At 69.0% G+C, this 16,333-nt stretch carries 19 protein-coding genes and 4 tRNA genes; 5 read left to right on the forward strand and 18 right to left on the reverse strand.

Annotated features, from left to right (window positions below; genetic code table 11):
* Positions 1-23: 23 nt before the first annotated feature.
* From ACFFF6_RS08510 to ACFFF6_RS08530, 5 genes are all read right to left on the reverse strand, one after another.
* Positions 24-704 carry a DUF3060 domain-containing protein gene (locus ACFFF6_RS08510; protein ID WP_376979931.1) on the reverse strand — a complete coding sequence of 227 codons (681 nt, stop codon included), beginning with the start codon at positions 702-704 and terminating at the stop codon, positions 24-26.
* Positions 705-729: 25 nt separating this feature from the next.
* Positions 730-1,974 carry an OmpA family protein gene (locus ACFFF6_RS08515; RefSeq protein WP_376979932.1) on the reverse strand — a complete coding sequence of 415 codons (1,245 nt, stop codon included), beginning with the start codon at positions 1,972-1,974 and terminating at the stop codon, positions 730-732.
* A 141-nt stretch (positions 1,975-2,115) separates the two neighbouring features.
* Positions 2,116-2,188, reverse strand: a tRNA-Phe gene (locus ACFFF6_RS08520).
* A gap of 153 nt (positions 2,189-2,341) precedes the next feature.
* Positions 2,342-2,704, reverse strand: a complete 363-nt coding sequence (locus tag ACFFF6_RS08525) for a metallopeptidase family protein (protein WP_376979933.1) — start codon at positions 2,702-2,704, stop codon at positions 2,342-2,344.
* Positions 2,705-2,792: 88 nt separating this feature from the next.
* Positions 2,793-2,865: transfer RNA gene (locus tag ACFFF6_RS08530), tRNA-Glu, on the reverse strand.
* Between the two features lie 286 nt (positions 2,866-3,151).
* On the opposite strand from ACFFF6_RS08530, the gene ACFFF6_RS08535 reads away from it, so the two are divergent.
* Positions 3,152-3,225, forward strand: a tRNA-Asp gene (locus ACFFF6_RS08535).
* Between the two features lie 137 nt (positions 3,226-3,362).
* Here ACFFF6_RS08535 and ACFFF6_RS08540 read toward each other — a convergent pair.
* Positions 3,363-4,049, reverse strand: coding sequence for a response regulator (locus ACFFF6_RS08540; protein ID WP_376979934.1), 687 nt, complete (start codon positions 4,047-4,049; stop codon positions 3,363-3,365).
* Positions 4,028-5,191: a sensor histidine kinase gene (locus tag ACFFF6_RS08545; protein WP_376979935.1), complete on the reverse strand. Its 1,164-nt coding sequence runs from the start codon at positions 5,189-5,191 to the stop codon at positions 4,028-4,030. The genes ACFFF6_RS08540 and ACFFF6_RS08545 overlap by 22 nt, the downstream gene beginning before the upstream one ends.
* Positions 5,192-5,314: 123 nt before the next feature.
* Here ACFFF6_RS08545 and ACFFF6_RS08550 point away from each other — a divergent pair, with 123 nt between their 5' ends.
* A complete protein-coding gene (locus ACFFF6_RS08550) occupies positions 5,315-6,925 on the forward strand; it encodes an alpha/beta hydrolase (protein ID WP_376979936.1) in 1,611 nt (536 codons plus the stop codon).
* A gap of 137 nt (positions 6,926-7,062) precedes the next feature.
* Positions 7,063-7,135, forward strand: a tRNA-Thr gene (locus ACFFF6_RS08555).
* A 25-nt stretch (positions 7,136-7,160) separates the two neighbouring features.
* Here the strand turns inward: ACFFF6_RS08555 and ACFFF6_RS08560 are convergent.
* The gene (locus ACFFF6_RS08560; protein WP_376979937.1) at positions 7,161-8,588 is read right to left on the reverse strand and encodes a tyrosine-type recombinase/integrase; all 1,428 of its coding nucleotides are present in this window, start codon (positions 8,586-8,588) and stop codon (positions 7,161-7,163) included.
* A gap of 409 nt (positions 8,589-8,997) precedes the next feature.
* On the opposite strand from ACFFF6_RS08560, the gene ACFFF6_RS08565 reads away from it, so the two are divergent.
* Positions 8,998-9,339, forward strand: coding sequence for a DUF2510 domain-containing protein (locus tag ACFFF6_RS08565; RefSeq protein ID WP_376979938.1), 342 nt, complete (start codon positions 8,998-9,000; stop codon positions 9,337-9,339).
* Between the two features lie 227 nt (positions 9,340-9,566).
* Here ACFFF6_RS08565 and ACFFF6_RS08570 read toward each other — a convergent pair whose 3' ends face one another.
* The 9 genes from ACFFF6_RS08570 to ACFFF6_RS08605 form a co-directional block, all read right to left on the reverse strand.
* A complete protein-coding gene (locus ACFFF6_RS08570; protein ID WP_376979939.1) occupies positions 9,567-10,214 on the reverse strand; it encodes a hypothetical protein in 648 nt (215 codons plus the stop codon).
* A 29-nt stretch (positions 10,215-10,243) separates the two neighbouring features.
* Entirely contained in the window at positions 10,244-10,891 is a 648-nt protein-coding gene (locus ACFFF6_RS08575) for a hypothetical protein (protein WP_376979940.1), read from the reverse strand.
* 685 nt (positions 10,892-11,576) lie between these two features.
* Positions 11,577-11,999, reverse strand: coding sequence for a hypothetical protein (locus ACFFF6_RS08580; protein ID WP_376979941.1), 423 nt, complete (start codon positions 11,997-11,999; stop codon positions 11,577-11,579).
* On the reverse strand, positions 11,996-12,274 hold the full coding sequence (locus tag ACFFF6_RS08585; RefSeq protein WP_376979942.1) for a hypothetical protein: 279 nt from the start codon (positions 12,272-12,274) through the stop codon (positions 11,996-11,998). The genes ACFFF6_RS08580 and ACFFF6_RS08585 overlap by 4 nt, the downstream gene beginning before the upstream one ends.
* Entirely contained in the window at positions 12,271-12,558 is a 288-nt protein-coding gene (locus ACFFF6_RS08590) for a hypothetical protein (protein ID WP_376979943.1), read from the reverse strand. Before ACFFF6_RS08590 ends, ACFFF6_RS08585 begins: the two co-directional genes overlap by 4 nt.
* Positions 12,555-12,866, reverse strand: coding sequence for a hypothetical protein (locus ACFFF6_RS08595; RefSeq protein ID WP_376979944.1), 312 nt, complete (start codon positions 12,864-12,866; stop codon positions 12,555-12,557). The genes ACFFF6_RS08590 and ACFFF6_RS08595 overlap by 4 nt, the downstream gene beginning before the upstream one ends.
* Positions 12,867-12,963: 97 nt before the next feature.
* Positions 12,964-13,377, reverse strand: coding sequence for an FDXHR family putative zinc-binding protein (locus tag ACFFF6_RS20005; protein WP_446680630.1), 414 nt, complete (start codon positions 13,375-13,377; stop codon positions 12,964-12,966).
* Entirely contained in the window at positions 13,374-13,589 is a 216-nt protein-coding gene (locus tag ACFFF6_RS08600) for a hypothetical protein (protein ID WP_376979945.1), read from the reverse strand. The genes ACFFF6_RS20005 and ACFFF6_RS08600 overlap by 4 nt, the downstream gene beginning before the upstream one ends.
* Entirely contained in the window at positions 13,586-13,963 is a 378-nt protein-coding gene (locus tag ACFFF6_RS08605) for a helix-turn-helix transcriptional regulator (RefSeq protein ID WP_376979946.1), read from the reverse strand. The genes ACFFF6_RS08600 and ACFFF6_RS08605 overlap by 4 nt, the downstream gene beginning before the upstream one ends.
* A 332-nt stretch (positions 13,964-14,295) precedes the next feature.
* Here ACFFF6_RS08605 and ACFFF6_RS08610 point away from each other — a divergent pair, with 332 nt between their 5' ends.
* Positions 14,296-14,760: a hypothetical protein gene (locus tag ACFFF6_RS08610; RefSeq protein ID WP_376979947.1), complete on the forward strand. Its 465-nt coding sequence runs from the start codon at positions 14,296-14,298 to the stop codon at positions 14,758-14,760.
* Positions 14,761-15,210: 450 nt separating this feature from the next.
* Here ACFFF6_RS08610 and ACFFF6_RS08615 read toward each other — a convergent pair whose 3' ends face one another.
* Entirely contained in the window at positions 15,211-15,414 is a 204-nt protein-coding gene (locus tag ACFFF6_RS08615) for a cold-shock protein (RefSeq protein ID WP_376979948.1), read from the reverse strand.
* Between the last annotated feature and the right edge of the window lie 919 nt (positions 15,415-16,333).

Consider the following 16,333-nt stretch of genomic DNA (forward strand, 5'->3'; position numbering starts at 1 on the left):
CCCTGTCGCAGAAATGCGACAGGTCAGCCGACCGGACGCAGGACGTTGCCGATGCCGGCGTCGTCGATCCGGGGAGTGCTCCCCGTCCATTCCACGGTGTTGACGTCCCCGCTGACGGCGATCTCCTGGGCGGCGGCGAGGGAGATCACGTTGCCGTCGCCGACGACGGTGACGGAGATCGCCGAATCGACCAGGAGGGTCGTCGCGTCGGCGGTCACGGTCACCGAGGCGCACTCGCCCTCGAGGTGGATCACGGCCCCGGCCTGCTGGAGGTCGTAGCTGCCGTCCGGGCAGGTCGCCGTCGACGCGTAGGCGAGGGTGTCCTCCCACAGCGTGGAGCCCGGTGCGGAGCCCGCGCCTCCTGCCGGAGCGGGCGCGGATGCTCCCGGCTCGGTCTCCGTCGGACCCGGCGCGGGCGTCCTCGCGCGGGGCGGCGCCGCGGAGGGCGGCTCCTCGGACGAGCCGGCGGGTCCCTCCGTGCCCGGGTCCTGGATGCTCGGCTCCTGCGCGGAGGTGTCCTGGCCGGATGGCTCCGATGCCGGAGCATCCGTGGCGGGCGCCTGCTCCGCGGGCTGCGCCGTCGGGGTCGGGGCATCCTCGGCCTCGCCCTGGTAGGCGATCGTGCAGGCGGCGAGCAGCAGCGGGGCGGTGAGGGCGAGAGCGGCGGTGCGCAGGGCGAGCACCATGCGGGAGGATGCGGGCATCGGGAGCTCCAGGAGAGGGGTGCGGTCAGAAAGCGGGGATGAGGATCTCGACGCGGCGGTTGAGCTGACGGCCCGCCGGGTTGTCCGTCCCGCCGATCTCGTTCGGGGCGACCGGCAGGGACTCGCCGTAGCCGACGGACGTCAGCTCCGCGGTCACCGACCGCTCCCGCAGAGCGGCGACCACGGAGGCTGCCCGGCGCTCGGAGAGGTCCTGGTTGAACTCATCGGTGCCGATCGCGTCCGTGTGCCCGCCGATCTCGGCGGCCGGGACGGAGAGGTCCCGCAGGGCACCGGCGAGCTCGTCGAGGACGGCCGCGGCATCGGCCCGGATCACGTCCTCGCCGAAGTCGAAGAGCACCCCGTCCTGCAGGGTGATCGTCGTTCCGCAGGACTCCATCGGTGCGAGCACGCCCAGCGGAGGGAACGTGCCGACCGCCGGGATCGGCGCGATCGGCGCGATCTCGATGTCGGTGCCGTTCACCCGGCCCGTCCCGTCGCCGTAGTTCGTGATCTCGAGCCCGGCGGCGGCGTCGGTGTAGGAACCGGCTCCGTCGCCGTAGTTCACGATCGAGATGCCGGCGTCCGCGTCCTCGTAGGAGCCGGAGCCGTCCCCGTAGTTGTGGTGCTCGATCCCTCCGCCGGTCCGGCTCGCGGAGCCGTCGCCGTACACGTCGATGCTGACCCCGCCGGCGCTGACCCTGCCGGAGCCGTCCCCGTAGTTGCGGATCGACACGTCCCCGGAGTCGTAGCTCCCGGAGCCGTCGCCGTAGACCTCGACCTCGACGCCGTTGAGGGTGAAGCTCCCCGACCCATCGCCGTAGTTCGTGATCTCGCCGTCCTCCCCGGTCAGCGTGCCGGAGCCGTCGCCGTACAGGAGCATCGACCGGGAGCCGGAGGTGCGCTCGAGGGCCTGGCCGCAGCCGGCAGGATGGATCTCGAGGCCCGGGCGGGCGGGGACCCGCGTGCTGATCGAGGTGGTGAACGGCGACAGGGAGGCGTCCAGGAGCGAGAGATCCGGGAGCTCGAACAGCGGCACCGCCGGGAAGACGCCGACCTCGAAGCCGGGGACGGTCGGAAGGGGTGCCGCAGCGGCGGTCGTGGCCTCCGCGGTGGCGGCTGCAGGATCGGCGGCGGTCGGGTCGGCGCCGGTCGCCGTCGGGCCCGAGGAGGCGGGAGCGGGAGGGACGTGCTCGACCGAGCATGCGGACAGCACCGAAGCGGTGCTGACCAGGCCGGTCATGAGAATCATGCGGCGGGGGAACGTGTTCATGGAAGGGAGAGTAGGGCACGCCGGGCCGGATTCCGCCTCCGTGCTGTCGCAGGGTCGTCGCAGATCTGCGACAGCGGTGGCGGCGCAGGCCACGGCCGGGAAGAGGAAAGGCCCCCTGGTCTCCCAGGGGGCCTTCTGCAGTGGCTCCGACCGGCGTCGATCCGGTGACCTTTCGATTTTCAGTCGAACGCTCTACCAACTGAGCTACAGAGCCGCGGTCGCGCAGGGCGACCGAGAAGAAGACTAGCAGTGCCGCAGGCCGGAGCACCAATCGATACGTGCCGATGAGAGCCAGGACACGGCCGGTGCGCCCGCGCCGTCCCGACCTGTCCCGGCGGCCCGCCGACGCACGTCCTTCGCGGCGCCCTCAGCCCCAGCCGAGCTCATGCAGGCGCTCGTCGTCGATCCCGAACAGATGCCCGAGCTCGTGCAGAACGGTCACCGCGATCTCGTGGACCAGCTCCTCCCGGGTGGCGCACATGCGCTGCAGCGGGCCCCGGAAGATCGAGATCCGATCCGGCTCGCGGAACCCGTCGAAGACGCTGCGCTGATCCAGGGGGACCCCCTCGTACAGCCCCAGCAGCTGCTCGCCGTGCGGTCCGGAGGGGGATTCGTCCTCGACGAGGATCACGACGTTCGCCGCGGCGATGCCGCGCGCGACCCCCTCCGGCAGCGAATCGAGGGCGTCGTCGACCGCCTCCTCGAAGTCGGTGCGACTGATCTCCACCATCGGATGCTCCTGTGTGGGGGATGACTGCGGGGCGCCGCCCCGGGCCGGCGATGCCGGGACCCGGAGGCGACGCCCCGCAGGACCGCCGTACCCCCAACGGGATTCGAACCCGTGTCGCCGGCGTGAAAGGCCAGTGTCCTAGGCCGCTAGACGATGGGGGCGCACGGCCATGGTACAGGCCCCTCGGCCCCCTCGCCGCGCTCTGCGCGGGGAGGGGGTGCTCCCGCGGGCAGGAGGGCTCGGGATCTCGCGGGCGGACGTGGTGAGCGCCACGTCGCGAGACGAGGAAGCGCAGGTCATGGCGTTGAATCGGGTCTGTTCGCCTCCTGTATGCCCTCTGTGCACGACGGTGCGGCGCGGCTCACAGCAAAAGTGGTCGAAGGCCCTCGGAACCTCCGGTAGAGTTATCCATGTCAGCGGCGCGGAAGTGCGGATGACGAAGAGAATGGCCCTGTAGCTCAGTTGGTTAGAGTGCCGCCCTGTCACGGCGGAGGTCGCCGGTTCAAGCCCGGTCAGGGTCGCGTGACATGAAGGCCCCGGAACGAGAGTTCCGGGGCCTTCATCGTTCTCCCCGTAAGCCCGCGGACGCCGGGGCCGGCCTCCGAGGGGGTCGCCCCGCGCCGACCGGACCCGCGCGGCCCGGCCGACCCGGCCGGGATCAGAGGGGATGCTCGTCGATGTCGGACAGCCCCGCCTCGTGCGCGATGATCGCGATCTGCACCCGGTTGGTGCAGTCGAGCTTCGCGAAGATCTTGGAGACGTGGGCCTTGACCGTCGCCTCGCTCATGAACAGCCGAGCCCCGATCTGCGCGTTCGACAGCCCGGCGCCCACCGCGCCCAGCACCTCGGTCTCCCGCTCCGTCAGCTGGTCCAGCCCCGCCGGGCGGTCCGGGCGCAGCCCGGGGTTCGCCTGCGAGAAGTGGGAGAGCATGCGGCGGGTCACCCCGGGGGAGAGCATCGCATCGCCGCGGGCGACCACGCGCACCGCCCGGATCAGGTCCTGGGGCGGCGTGTCCTTCAGCAGGAAGCCGCTCGCCCCTGCCTCGAGCGCCTCGAACACGTACTCGTCCAGGTCGAAGGTCGTCAGCATGATGATCTTCGGGGCCCCCGGAAGCTCGCACACGGCCCGGGTCGCGCTGATCCCGTCCATCGTCGGCATGCGCACATCCATGAGCAGCACATCGGGCCGATGCCGCTGCACGAGCGGCACCGCCTCGCTGCCGTCGGCCCCCTCGCCCACGACCTCGATCTCCGGATCCGCGCCGAGGATCATCGCCAGCCCTGCCCGGACCAGGGAGTCGTCGTCGATCAGACCGATCCGTGTCACGGAGTCTGCGCTGGCCATGGGATTACCGCCTTCACTTCGAATCGACCATCTGCTGTGGGGCCCGCGGTGATGGTCCCTCCCGCGTGGCTGACCCGGGTCTCGATCCCGGACAGCCCCATGCGCGCTCCGGGCAGGTCCGTGGTGAACCCGCGCGGCAGGAGGTTGGACACCTCCACGATGAGCTCGTCGCCCGGCTCTCCGATGAGGGCGACCCGCGCCTTCGTGTGACGAGCGTGCTTGTGGATGTTCGTCAGCCCCTCCTGCACCACACGGTACGCGGTGCGGGCCAGCGGATCGGGGACGTGCGCGTCGATGAAGTCGTACAGCTCCACCCGGATCCCCGCCTCCTGGCTCGTGGTGACCAGACGCCGCACATCGTCCCAGGTGGGCTGGGGCGCCAGCGGTGCCGACTCCTCCGTGCCCCGCAGCACCCCGAGCACCTGCCGCAGCTCCGTCAGGGCGTCCGCCGCTGTGGAGCGCATCAGCCCGGCCGCCGCGGACACCTGAGCCTGGTCCAGGTTCTGGTTCACCTCGAGCGCCCCCGCCTGCAGGGCGATCAGAGAGATCTTGTGGGCGACGATGTCGTGCATCTCGCGGGCGATGCGGGTCCGCTCGGCGCGCCGCGCCTGCTCCTCGGCGACGGAGCGCCCGTGCTCGGCCTGCTCGGCCCGCTCCCGCAGCTGGTCCAGCAGCTCCCGCCGCGCCGAGGTGTACATGCCCAGGACCGCGGCCGTCAGCGTCATCAGCACCATCAGGGCCACGAACACGATCGTGGTCCGGTCCTGGCTCACGACCAGGGGAGGGGTGCCCGCGGCCAGGCAGGCCAGCAGGGTCACCAGGCCGATCATCACGCGCGAGGAGCTGCGGGTCGCGTATCCGTAGGCGCCGGCGACCAGCACGGTGAACGAGACCGCGCAGGCGTTCAGCGCGAGCACCAGCGGCAGCAGCCAGCGCCAGTGCCGATGCCGGAAGAGGAGCGCGGCGACCAGCACCGCCCCCGCCGCCGCGGCCACGATCGACAGGGTCCCGCGCATGAGCAGCAGCCCCGTGAGGACCTCGGTCGCGCCGCACAGCACGACGAGGCCCTCGAGCCACCACCGGCGCGCGGGGATCCGGCCCCCGGCCGGGCGCGGCGACGCCGCGGAGTCCTTGCTCTGCACCGGACCAGCCTAGGGCCTCGGCATCGGTCCGGCCCCGTACGATGGTCGAACCCAAGGAGCGACGAGAGGGTCGGCATGCACGAGGCGCGACGAGGGCGCAGGCCCGCAGCAAGGATTCTGGCGATGGTCGCGGCGGTGGTTCTCACCGCGTCGGGCTGTTCGCTGATCGGCCAGCTGGGCCAGGGGGGTCAGGGTCCGGGGAGCTCGACATCCGCCGCCTCGGACGGCGGCGCGCCCGGGGCGACGCCGGCGCTCGCCGAGGTCGGCACCTCCGCCGCGAAGGATCTGCCTGCGGATCCCGCCGCGGACCCCGCCTACGAGGCCTACTATGCGCAGCGCGTCCAGTGGGGGGAGTGCGGGGACGACGTCGACGTCTCCACCCCGGCCATGCAGTGCGGCACCGTGCGCGTGCCCCGGGTGTGGAACGATCCCGCCGTCGGCGACCTGGAGCTGGCGGTGATGCGCCTGCCCGCGAGCGGCGAGGCGCAGGGCTCGCTGCTGACCAACCCCGGGGGTCCTGGCGGCTCCGGCATCGACTTCGTGGCCGGCTCCGCGCAGTACGTCTTCAGCCAGGAGGTGCTCGCCGCCTACGACATCATCGGCTTCGATCCCCGCGGCGTCGCGCGCTCCGAGGGGATCCGGTGCCTGGATGACGCGCAGACGGACGAGTATCTCGCCGCGACCGGGGAGATCGGCACCCCGGAGGGCCTGCAGGCCGCGAAGGACGAGTTCGCCGCGATGGCCGCCGCCTGCGAGGAGCACTCCGGCGACCTCCTGCCGTACGTCGACACCTACTCCGCCGCCCGCGACCTCGACGTCCTGCGCAGCGCCGTCGGATCCGAGAAGCTCGACTACCTGGGCTACTCGTACGGCACCTACCTCGGAGCCAGCTATGCGGAGCTGTACCCCGAGCGGGTCGGCCGCTTCGTGCTCGACGGAGCGCTGGACCCGACCCTCACCTCCGACGCCATCACCCGCGGCCAGGCCGAAGGCTTCGAGAACGCGACCACCGCCTTCGTCGAGGGGTGCCTGTCCCGAGGATCCGACGTCTGTCCGCTCAAGGGCACCACGCAGGAGGGGAAGCAGCAGCTGCGCGCCTTCTTCGACTCCGTCGACGCCCAGCCGCTGACCACCGACGACGACGCGCGGCCGCTGACCGGTGCGCTCGCGCGCAGCGGCCTTCTGCTGACCCTGTACAACGACGAGAACTGGTCGATGGGCTATCAGGCGCTGAGCGCCGCCATGAACGGCGACGGCTCCGCGCTGCTCTTCCTCGCGGACCTCGGCTCGGACCGCAACGACGACGGGACCTACAACGGCAACGGGACCTTCGCGATCACAGCCGTCAACTGCCTGGATCACGTGGGCGTCGCCGATGAGCAGTGGCAGGTCCAGGAATCCGCTGCCCTCGCAGAGGAGTTCCCGACCTGGGGCGACGGCTTCGGCTTCTCGCAGACCATGTGCGACCTGTGGCCCGCCGGCCCGGTGCGCGCACCGGCCCCCATCGCGGCCGCCGGCAGCGACCTCATCGTCGTGATCGGCACGACCGGCGATCCCGCCACCCCCTATGCCTGGGCGCAGGGCCTCGACTCCCAGCTCGAGAACTCCACCCTCATCACGTACGAGGGCGAGGGCCACACCGCCTACGGACGCTCCGGCGGCTGCGTGGAGGAGGCGGTGGACGCCTACCTGCTCGAGGGCACCGCTCCCGAGGACGGCCTCACCTGCTCCTGAGCCTTCGCTCTGCCGCGGATACGCCCGCGGCCAGGGCCGATGCCGCCTGTGAGGTGACCTACCCCTCACGCCCAGGTTTTGCGCGCGGGGGCGTCGTTCTCGTAGAGTGATCAGGTCCGCGGCGCGAGCCCGGGCAGGCCGCCTTAGCTCAGTCGGTAGAGCGATTCACTCGTAATGAATAGGTCGCCGGTTCGATTCCGGCAGGCGGCTCCCTAAAAGTGGTCCTGACCAGCGCTTACGCTCCTCTGGAGACAAGTCGAAGGTCGGGGCCGCTCTCGTTTATGGCCACTTTGGTGGCCACTTTGCGACCAGCGCGTACACCGGAGAGCACCTCGCCCGCCTCGACGGGCATGGACCGCACGTCCCCGTAGCGGGCGAGCGTGAAGGCGGCGTTGCCGTGGCCCACGTGGGCGGCGACGCGAGGAGCCGCAAGCCCTCCGTCCAGGAGGTCGTTGATGACCGTCCGCCGGAACGAGTGACTCGTGGCCCAGGACAGCCCCACGGACTCGTCGTCCAGGACCGCCCGCACACGCCGGTTCGCGTTGCTCTTGTCCCAGTACCCGCCCGAGGTGCTCGGGAAGACCACGCCCACGCGGTTCGGCGTGTCCCCGCCCATGCTCTCGTCCTCGGCAAGGCGACCCCGTAGCAGGAGGGCAACGTCCTCGGGGATCGCGATGGTCCGCATGCCGTTCTTGGTCTTGGTCCAGTCCTGCCGGATGACGCGCCTGTTCTCGTCCTCGGAGAGCGTGCCGCACACGGTGACCTGAGGACGGGTGACGTTGAGGTCCACGTCCTCCCAGCGAACCGCGAGCGCCTCACCGATCCTGCATCCGGTGCCCAGCATGAACGCGACAAGATCAGCCGTGTGGTTGTCCTGGACACGGGGATGTCCCGGCTTGCGCACGCGGCGGATCGGGCGCATGCGAAGGTAGTCCAGGTGCTCGTACAGGCGGGTGTACTCCTCGGCTCCGATGGCCTTGCCGTGATCGCGCTCGGGGGAGACCTCCTCGCCTGCCTCAATCTGCCGTTCCCGTGCCCGCCGGACCTTCGCCTCCGTCTTCGCCGTGCGCTTGACCACGCCCATGCCGACCATCGGGCCGGGGGCGGGAACGATGCCGTACCCGACAGCGCGCTTGTACATCCCGGAGACGGTGCTCTTGACCGCGTGCGCGGCACCATTTCCGGATCCGTTGGCTACACCTTGGAGCCACTCCCTCAGCTCCAGGTGAGCGATGTCCTCCAGGCGACGACCGTCGAAGGGGCAGGAGTCCGCGAGGACGTAGTTCCTGATCGCATCCGTGTACGCGCGGACGCTGGTCTGTGCGAGCCCGCTGTCGTCTCCTCGGAGCCACTCGTCATGCATCCGCGCAAAGCCGGTCCAGTCGCGGGGGATCGCCCTGCCGCGCTCCCGGTCCTGTCGCACCTCCCGCTCCCGCTGGTACGCGGCGGCAACGGCCTCCCGGAGCTTCGCCTCCGCCTCCGTCTTGGACGCCCCGCTCGCGGACTTGCGCCCGCGCCCTCCGTCCGCGGTGCCGTACCGTGCCCGCGCCGTGACACGGGTAGCACGTCGCCGCGAGCCTGCAGGGATCCGGACGCCCGCGGCATCGAACGACTCGAACGAGATATCGCCCAGCTCGCCGGGGTCTAGCTTGAGATTCGCCATGCAGGAGAGCGTACAGCAAAGTGGCCATAGTTCGCAACGGTGCGAACCTCTGCACGCCGCTCTCCCGCGACAGATCCGACTCGGACCTCCCGGAGGTCAACGCCTGTCTGTTCGGCCGTCCAGCACCCCGTAGAGGGGGTGGGGCATGACCCCTAGTCCGCTCGCTGGCCCCCCGCCGGGTCATAGCAGACGCGATCTTGTACGGGTTCCATAGGCCCCGATGTCAAGCAACATTGACCACGTTTTTGGGGTGTGCGGCGCTCGATGTGTTCCGTGAGGCGGGCAAGCTCGGCGCCCGCCTCGCGGGGTTGATCTGTGATGGGTCGCCGCCTGTGCATCGGGTTAGAATCCATGGTCAGAGCGAAGATCGGCGCGTGGGGTCGATGCGCGCAGCGGAGAAGGGGGATGCGTGAACGATCAGGGTGGACCGCCGCCAGGGTGGTACAAGAATCCGGCCGACGATGGGGGAGAGCTGCGCTGGTGGGACGGCTCGTCCTGGACGGAGCACCTCCAGCCCGTAGCGACGAATCTCCAGGGCGGCGACAAACCGGCTCCTGAACAGTCGTCTTTCCTCAAGGACCTCACCTCCGGCTTCCGGCCGAAGGGGGAGATCCCCACGGTGGTCGTGAAGACGCAACAACCTGCATCCATGACTGACTGGTGCTGCGGCGTGCCGTGTGCGGTGATCGCGGTCGTGGCGATCATCGCGGCGGTCATCGGCGGCATCCAGAGCCTGCTGGGAATCGGGTAGTTCGGGCCCCACGCTTGGCGGCAATGCCGGACCTATGTATCTACTGGCGTTGTCGTGTTCCTCTGGGCTCCCGCGGTTGGTAGATCGCCGCCGGTGGCGTGGACGAGGCGCTGTCAGGGCTCGTCCCAGACGCGACGGAACCGCCCTCCCCAGGTAGATGTCCAGGGGAGGGCGGTTCTCGGCTCCTAGCGCGAGCCCCGGCTCTGTTCCGGGGGTGCTAGGGGGGGTCAGGCGTGTGCAGCTTCCCATGCTCGGCGGGAGGTCTCCAGGTCTGCGGCGAAGGCCAGCGAGTTCCTGGTGTCCTCAGCTCCGGGCACGTAGGTGCGGACCTCCTGGTTGGGGGTGCGGTCCGGGCGGATGCGGGCATCGGGGTCCTGGTCCTCGGCTCCGAGGCGGACGAGGATCCTCCGGGTGCTGGAGTAGGCAACGACTCCATCGGGGAGGGTCACGAGTCGCTCGTCTCCGACGTTGGTCCAGCCGACCACGTGGGCGGTACCGATGCGGGTCCGCGGCTCGGGGGCGTGGTGCTGGTAGCCGTCGCCTCGGCGATGGTCGGAGGCGAACAGCTCATCGAAGCGATGTCGCACCGGCTCACCGTCGAAGTAGCGGACCGAGGACACGGCGACCTCCAGGTCGCCATCGTTGCGCTGGCGGGTGACCTCGACGGCGGTGACCACGACGACCGGCCTGGGCAGGGGAGCGGTCGGGGTGACGTGGCTACCCCGGTCGTAGGCGCGGACCTCGATCCCCTCGGCGCTCCAGCCGCCTCGGGCGGTGTCCTCGGCGACGACGAGGATCGCATCGGTTGCGGTCTTGTCCAGCTCGACGCCCCCGGCGAGGACGAGGACGGGGGACAGGTCAGGTGCATCGGTCATGTACTTCTCCTTGGTGGGTGGGGGAGTGGTCAGCGGTTCGTGACGGCGGCGAGGACGGCGGCGGCGATCGCCTGCGGGTCCTGCTCGCGGTACAGCTCGCCGTCAACAACGAGGACGTCGGTGTACGCGGTGCCGCCGTTCGGGCGGGCAACGGGGACGGAGCGTACGAGGACCCGGGCGAGAGGATCGGTCTTGCCCTCGATCAGACCGGCCTCACGGACCTGGGCGACGAGCGGGCGGACCGCCTGGTTGTAGCCCTCGACGGCGCTGTGGAGCTCCTCAATGGCCGCGGTGAGCTTCTCGACGGCGGATGCCTTGGAGCCCTCCAGCGAGCTCAGTAGAGCGGCGGGACTGCCCTCTGCGGTCTGGTCGGCGAGGTGGGTCAGCTCCGCCGAGGCGAGCGCCTGCCGACGCGCCGGGAGGATCCGGTCCCGGATGTCATCTCGCCGCGCCTCCCGGGCAGGGAGGAGCCGGTCCAGCTCCTCGATCCGGTCGGGATCAATGCTGAGGTCGCCCAGCTCGACCTTGCGGGTGAGGTCTGCCTGCTCCTTGCGGAGCTGGGAGAGCTTCTCGTCTGCTTCGGCGAGCGCCTTCTCGCCCTCAGCGACGGCGGTTCGTGCAGCGGCGACAGGATCGGAGGTGCTGGCCTTGACGGCCTTTGTTCGAGTAGTAGCCATGAGGCTAGGTCCTTTCGGTTGGTGGGGCCCTCCGGGCCCCTCTAATGGTGATCCCTCAGCGAAGATCTGAGGGAAGTACTTGGTGCGCCTTCGGCGCTCTCGGGCGTGAGCCCGAGGCCGGAAGCGGCGGCGAAGTCGAAGCTCTATCGGTTCCTCGCTGATGGGCCGCGGAGCGGCCCTCTAGCGCTAAGCGCTAAGTGCTTCGGCTTAGTGCTAGAGGGGCCCTCCGGACCCCCTTCTCGTGAAGGGGAAGGGCTTCCGTGGGAGGAGCTTCCTTGTCTTCGCTGAGGGCCCGCGGAGCGGGCCTCCAGGTGCTTAGCGGTTAGTCCTCGGGCCTAGCGCTTGAGGGCCGCTCCGCGGCCCCTTTGCGTTCAGGCTGAAGCTCCTTGCTCTTCGCTGCTTCAGGTTCGATCTGATCCTCCGCTGCTTCGTCGTTCCGGCTACTCGCATCACGTCACCTGTCGGGCGCATGGGCGCGGGCTTGGTGCCCGCGCATGGACGGCCGTAGGGCGCCGGGATCCGGCTAGGGGTAGGGCGCTTGAACCCGTTCGCTCGCTGTCGCTCGCTCACGCTTCTCTATAGGGCGATCTGCGAAAACGTGCATAACCGCAGGTCAGAAACGGTATCCATTGGGAACTACGTCACGGGAGGACGCAATTATGGGAAGTCTTTACCTTCGCTCCCGCTAGACCTTCTCGACGAACCGGACGAGCGTCGTGGTTGCACCGGGCTGAACGAGATTCGACCTCTCCAGGGCTCGCAGGATCCGAGTCGCATTGCCGGTCTGGATCCCGAGGAGTCGGGCGAGTTCGCCTCGCTCGAACTCGGCGGTTCCGTCCGAGGTGCAGCGCGCAAGCGAGAGCATGAGCGCCTTGGTCTGCGTAGCCGTGAGATCCGCATCGGCGGCATGATGCAGCACAGCGAGCGGGACAGAGACCATACCCATCCTGGGCGCCTGCCTCGTCCGCAAGACGTACAGCGCGCCCTCTCGCGAGTAGGGCGGGAAGTATGGGTCATCGTCCAGGCCCCAGTTATCCGGAGCCGCCGTTTCTAGGGCGCCGTATATCTCCCGCTCCAGAACATCGGCCGCTGCATGTGCCTGGTTCATTGCTCCTCCTCAGCCCGATAGGCGAACGTGACGATCAGCTCCTCCGAGGTGGATCCCTCCGCGAAGACTCCGTGCTCAACCAGATGCGCGACAGCCTTCTCCACAAGGGCGCCAGGACAGCGACCAATGAATGTTGCGAGCCCTCCAGGCCGGAAGCGCGCAACGCCTTCGGAGTCCGCCTCCGACAGTGCAGCGATGATGATCCTCTCTGCCGGATAGAGGCCGCGGACATGGCGGAGCCGCTTCATCTCCTCGGGGATCAGGAAAACGTTCACGCAACCCTCCCCGTGAGAACGAACCGCTGAGTGTCCGAGTCCTCGGTGAGCACTCCCATGGAAACCAGCTGTCGAACAGCCGTTGCGACCTCCGAGGGTTTGCACTCGTCCTCTCCTCGACCGGTCAGGAGTCGGCGGATGAACACCTTGGACGGAGCCTCGGCAACCCCGTCCACGTGGTTCCCGTGAACCCATACCGCGAGGACCAACGCCCGATAGGCGCGCTTCTCCTGGAGAGAGCGCAGGTGCGTGCTGAAGTCGAAGACCTTCCCGTCCTCGTTCACGCGGCACCCCCCGTCCCCGTGAACTGGAGCGTCCAGTCCCTCGTGCCGACCAGCACGAAACCGCTCGCGGCCTCGGCGACCACAGCGACCTCCTGCTCCCCGTCGCCGACCTCGACGACGCCGGAGACAAGCTCCCCGTCGATCAGGTAGGCGACGCCTTGTGCCTCGGGGATCATGATCGTGTTCGCCTCATCGTCGGCGACAGGTTCGGGTGCCTTGAGGAACTTGCCCCAATCGTGATTAGGGGCAAGGTCGATCCAGTTGTCGAAGTCGAAGAACTCCGCATCGGTCATCTTGTTGATGTCCACGATGCTCCTATCTCAGGGCGTGCTTCGCCCCGGTCATGTCGTTGAAGTAGTTCGTGACCCTGCCTAGGAACTCATTCCGGGGCAGGGAGGGTGTGGTCTATGCGGCAGACATCGCCAGAACGATGTCCCCATTGGCTCCAGGAGCCGAGAACTCCCCTCGACGGTCCCCGAGGTGCCAGACGTTGTTTTCGTCGCTCCAGTACCCAATGGGGACGGTGTCTCGGAGGTCCAGACAGAACCGATCGGATCCGGAGCCGCGACGATGGCGGGTGAATGGTCCCTCTCCGGCGAAGGTCTCGTGACATCCGGCGCAATGCCAGAACCGCGGACCGTTCTTCAGCTCCACGCCGCAAGTGCAGCGGGGATGTCGCGTATCCGGAGCACCCTCGGAGCAGTGGCCCCACTCGTGCCAGGAGGCGACAGATACGTGTTCCGGTCTCTCGGTGCCCTCGGCACATTCTGAGCACGTGGAGCGGAGACGGGACAGCTTCTGAGGGTAGGTCTCACTCACGCGGCTACCTCCTGCTCGCTCTCCTCCGGCTCCTCGTCCGGGAGCCCGAGCGCGGAGCGCAGGGCGAGCGCGGCGGCATCGAAGTTCCGACGCTCCAGCACCGTGCCATCGGCGAGCGCGACGACGAACAGGTCGGCCTCGGCATCCTCGAAGATCGCCCCGACGATTTCGCCGTTGACGAGGATCTCGTCCAGCAGGCGGCCCGGGTTCACGCGGCCACCGCCTCTACGGCAGGCATGCCGTCCAGGTAGGCCTGAAGGTCCTGCGCCCGGTAGCGGACGACTCGGCCACCCGGACCAACCTTGATGAAGCGGGGGCCCTGGCCTCGGGTAGCCCATGTGGCGAGCGTGCCGGGCGCAACCTTCAGGATGTGGGCCGCCTCGGGGCGGGTGAGTAGGGGCGTCGGAGCGCCCGCGGGCAGAGCAGTATTCGACATGACAGCGGACGTCCTCACGTCCCGCACCGGGGCAGGGTGCCCCACGTGCACACACGGCGCAGGACCGAAGTCCTGCCGTGCGGAGCCTTCAACGTCAGGGCTCGAGATGCACACGAGTACTCGCCGACGTAGCTCTAGGACCCCTCCCATGGGGGAGAGGAACGGGGTCGAATGTGCTCGCCCTGGCTTGCCGGTTCAACCGTAGCAACTCGGATCGACGACGAAGCATGGAAGTGACCTCAGTGCAACGTTTTGTGGTGTAGATCACACCAGGAGTGATGGCGGGTGGTCGGGTGGGTGGAGGTCCCGAGGGAAGGTGCAACACCGAGGGTCCAAAAATGAGACGGGCATCACAGGGTGGGGGTGCGACTCTGACCTGCCTGTGACTCCACGGCGGCTGAATGTGTAACCCCGAGAGCGGGCGGGAACCTCAGGGGGGCTTGGTGAATAGGGATCCCGGATCTGCTGGCAGAATCCCCGACATGAGCCACCATGAAACGGTCCTGACCGAACTTCACGCCGCCCTGATTGACCACGCCTCTGGCGTGGGGGTCGGAATTGGCGCGACCCTGCCGGACGGCTACGGCATCGCCGATGTCCGCGCTCTTTGGGATGATCGTGACCTGCTCGACACGGAGCTTGGAATCATCGGCGCCGTCGTGGTTGACGTCCGGGAGGATGGGCTTCTGCTGATCGGGCGCGAGCCCGTCCGGGAGGTGCGCCATACCGCGGAGGTGGATCCGGATCCGGCCGGTCCTGATGATCTCGTTGACCCGGCGCTTGTTGTGACGCTGGGCCTCGACGGAGACATGGTGCCCCTGTGGTCACCGGATGCGCTCCCGGCCTACCGGGACGGTGCGGCGGCCGTGCGTGAGCACGGAGAGGTCCTCGACCTCCTGCGCTCCCAGCTCCTCGACCTCCTGGCCGATGCTGAGGCGGATGCGTAGGGGGCGCACCGGCCCCGAGACGGCCGAGGGCCCCTAGCAACGATGCCGGGGGCCCGTCCAATGTGGCCACTTTGGTCCCGATGTGGCCACTTTGGTGGCCACTTTGCAGGATACCCCGACATCTACGGAGCTTGAGCGAACTGCATATGCGCAGGTCATAGGCTAGGGCGAGCACCTCGGTACCCCCCGGTGAATCCTAGTGGAGGGAATGAATAGGTCGCCGGTTCGATTCCGGCAGGCGGCTCGGCTGAAAAAGACCCCCTTCTTCTGGATCGATGTCCAGGGGGAGGGGGTCTCTCGTTCCCGAGGTCGTGCGCCGCGGCACGGTCCGCTCCATCGGCCGTGCGGCCGCTCGCGGGCTCGCCGGGGCGCGTGAGAAGCCGTGACCTGCCGGGACGACGACGCGCCCCGCCCTCCCTCAGGGGAGCGGGGCGCGTCACGGGGCCAGGGTCAGAGGACCTGGATGCTGACCGCGGCGAGCCCGCGGTCGGTGCGCTCGGTCTCGAAGGAGACCTTCTGGTTCTCCTCGAGGTTCCGGAAGCCGGAGCCGATGATGTTGCTGAAGTGGGCGAAGAGGTCCGCGGACCCGTCGTCGGGAGCGATGAAGCCGAAGCCCTTGTCGCCGTTGAACCACTTCACGGTGCCTGTAGCCATGTTCTGTTTCCTTCTGCGTCTGCGGTCGAGGGTTCGACCCGTGGGTGACAGGGCGGGATGATCACCGCGCCGAGGTGCCGTCGACGTCTGTCGATGCCTTCGACGGGGGCGCCCTGGGGGGATTCTCTCGAGGATTCCACGTGCTCCCGCGAGGGAGCGGGAGCTTCCGTGGCTCTCACCCATCGAACCGAAAACGCTGAAAGTGCTGCGGTCTTGAACGATGTGTCCTGCATACTCGCTCGACCGTGTCGCCACATGGACGTCATCCGACGCCTGACGCCAGTCGAGGGCGGTCAGGATGGGGCTGCAGGGGGAGGGGAGCGAGCGTCGAGCTGCCGGTGCTGTGATGTCGACCAAATCCTAGAGATGTGCAGGGCACGGGACCCGTGCCCTGCTCTCGCCGATCACGAGGCGCCGGGATGTCCCGGAACCCGGTGAGGGCGATGCGGTGCCGCATGCGACGTCCGCGTTCCTGACAGTACAGGCAGATCCCAGAGATGCCCATGGGTATGCCCCGGCCTGTGCGTCACGGCACACCGGTGCATCATCGGCGAGATCCACCCGGAGGCGCCGGGCGCTCTGCTGCGGACCCGCGCATGCAGAAGCCCCCTCGCAGGGCGGAGGGGGCTTCGGGGCACCCGGGCCGTGGCCCGGACGGGGGAGGAATGGCCCGACGGAACTGTCTCCGTGGCCGGACCCGGAGCCTCCAGATGTGGGGGCGGAGGCGCCGGGTCCAGCTGACGGGCGAGCCTCGAAGGCTCGTCCTCTGCGGAGGCGGAGGAGAACAGCTGGGGACCAGACCAGCTCGACTAGGTTGCCTCTCGCCGAGGACACGTCCTTACCGTATGCCGGACGGGCGAGACGCCGGAACGTCCCCAGGTACCGTCCTCGAGCCGCCGACCCCCTCCCCTATGGGACC

The sequence above is a fragment of the Brachybacterium hainanense genome, from assembly GCF_042434575.1.
GTDB classification, from domain to species: domain Bacteria; phylum Actinomycetota; class Actinomycetes; order Actinomycetales; family Dermabacteraceae; genus Brachybacterium; species Brachybacterium hainanense.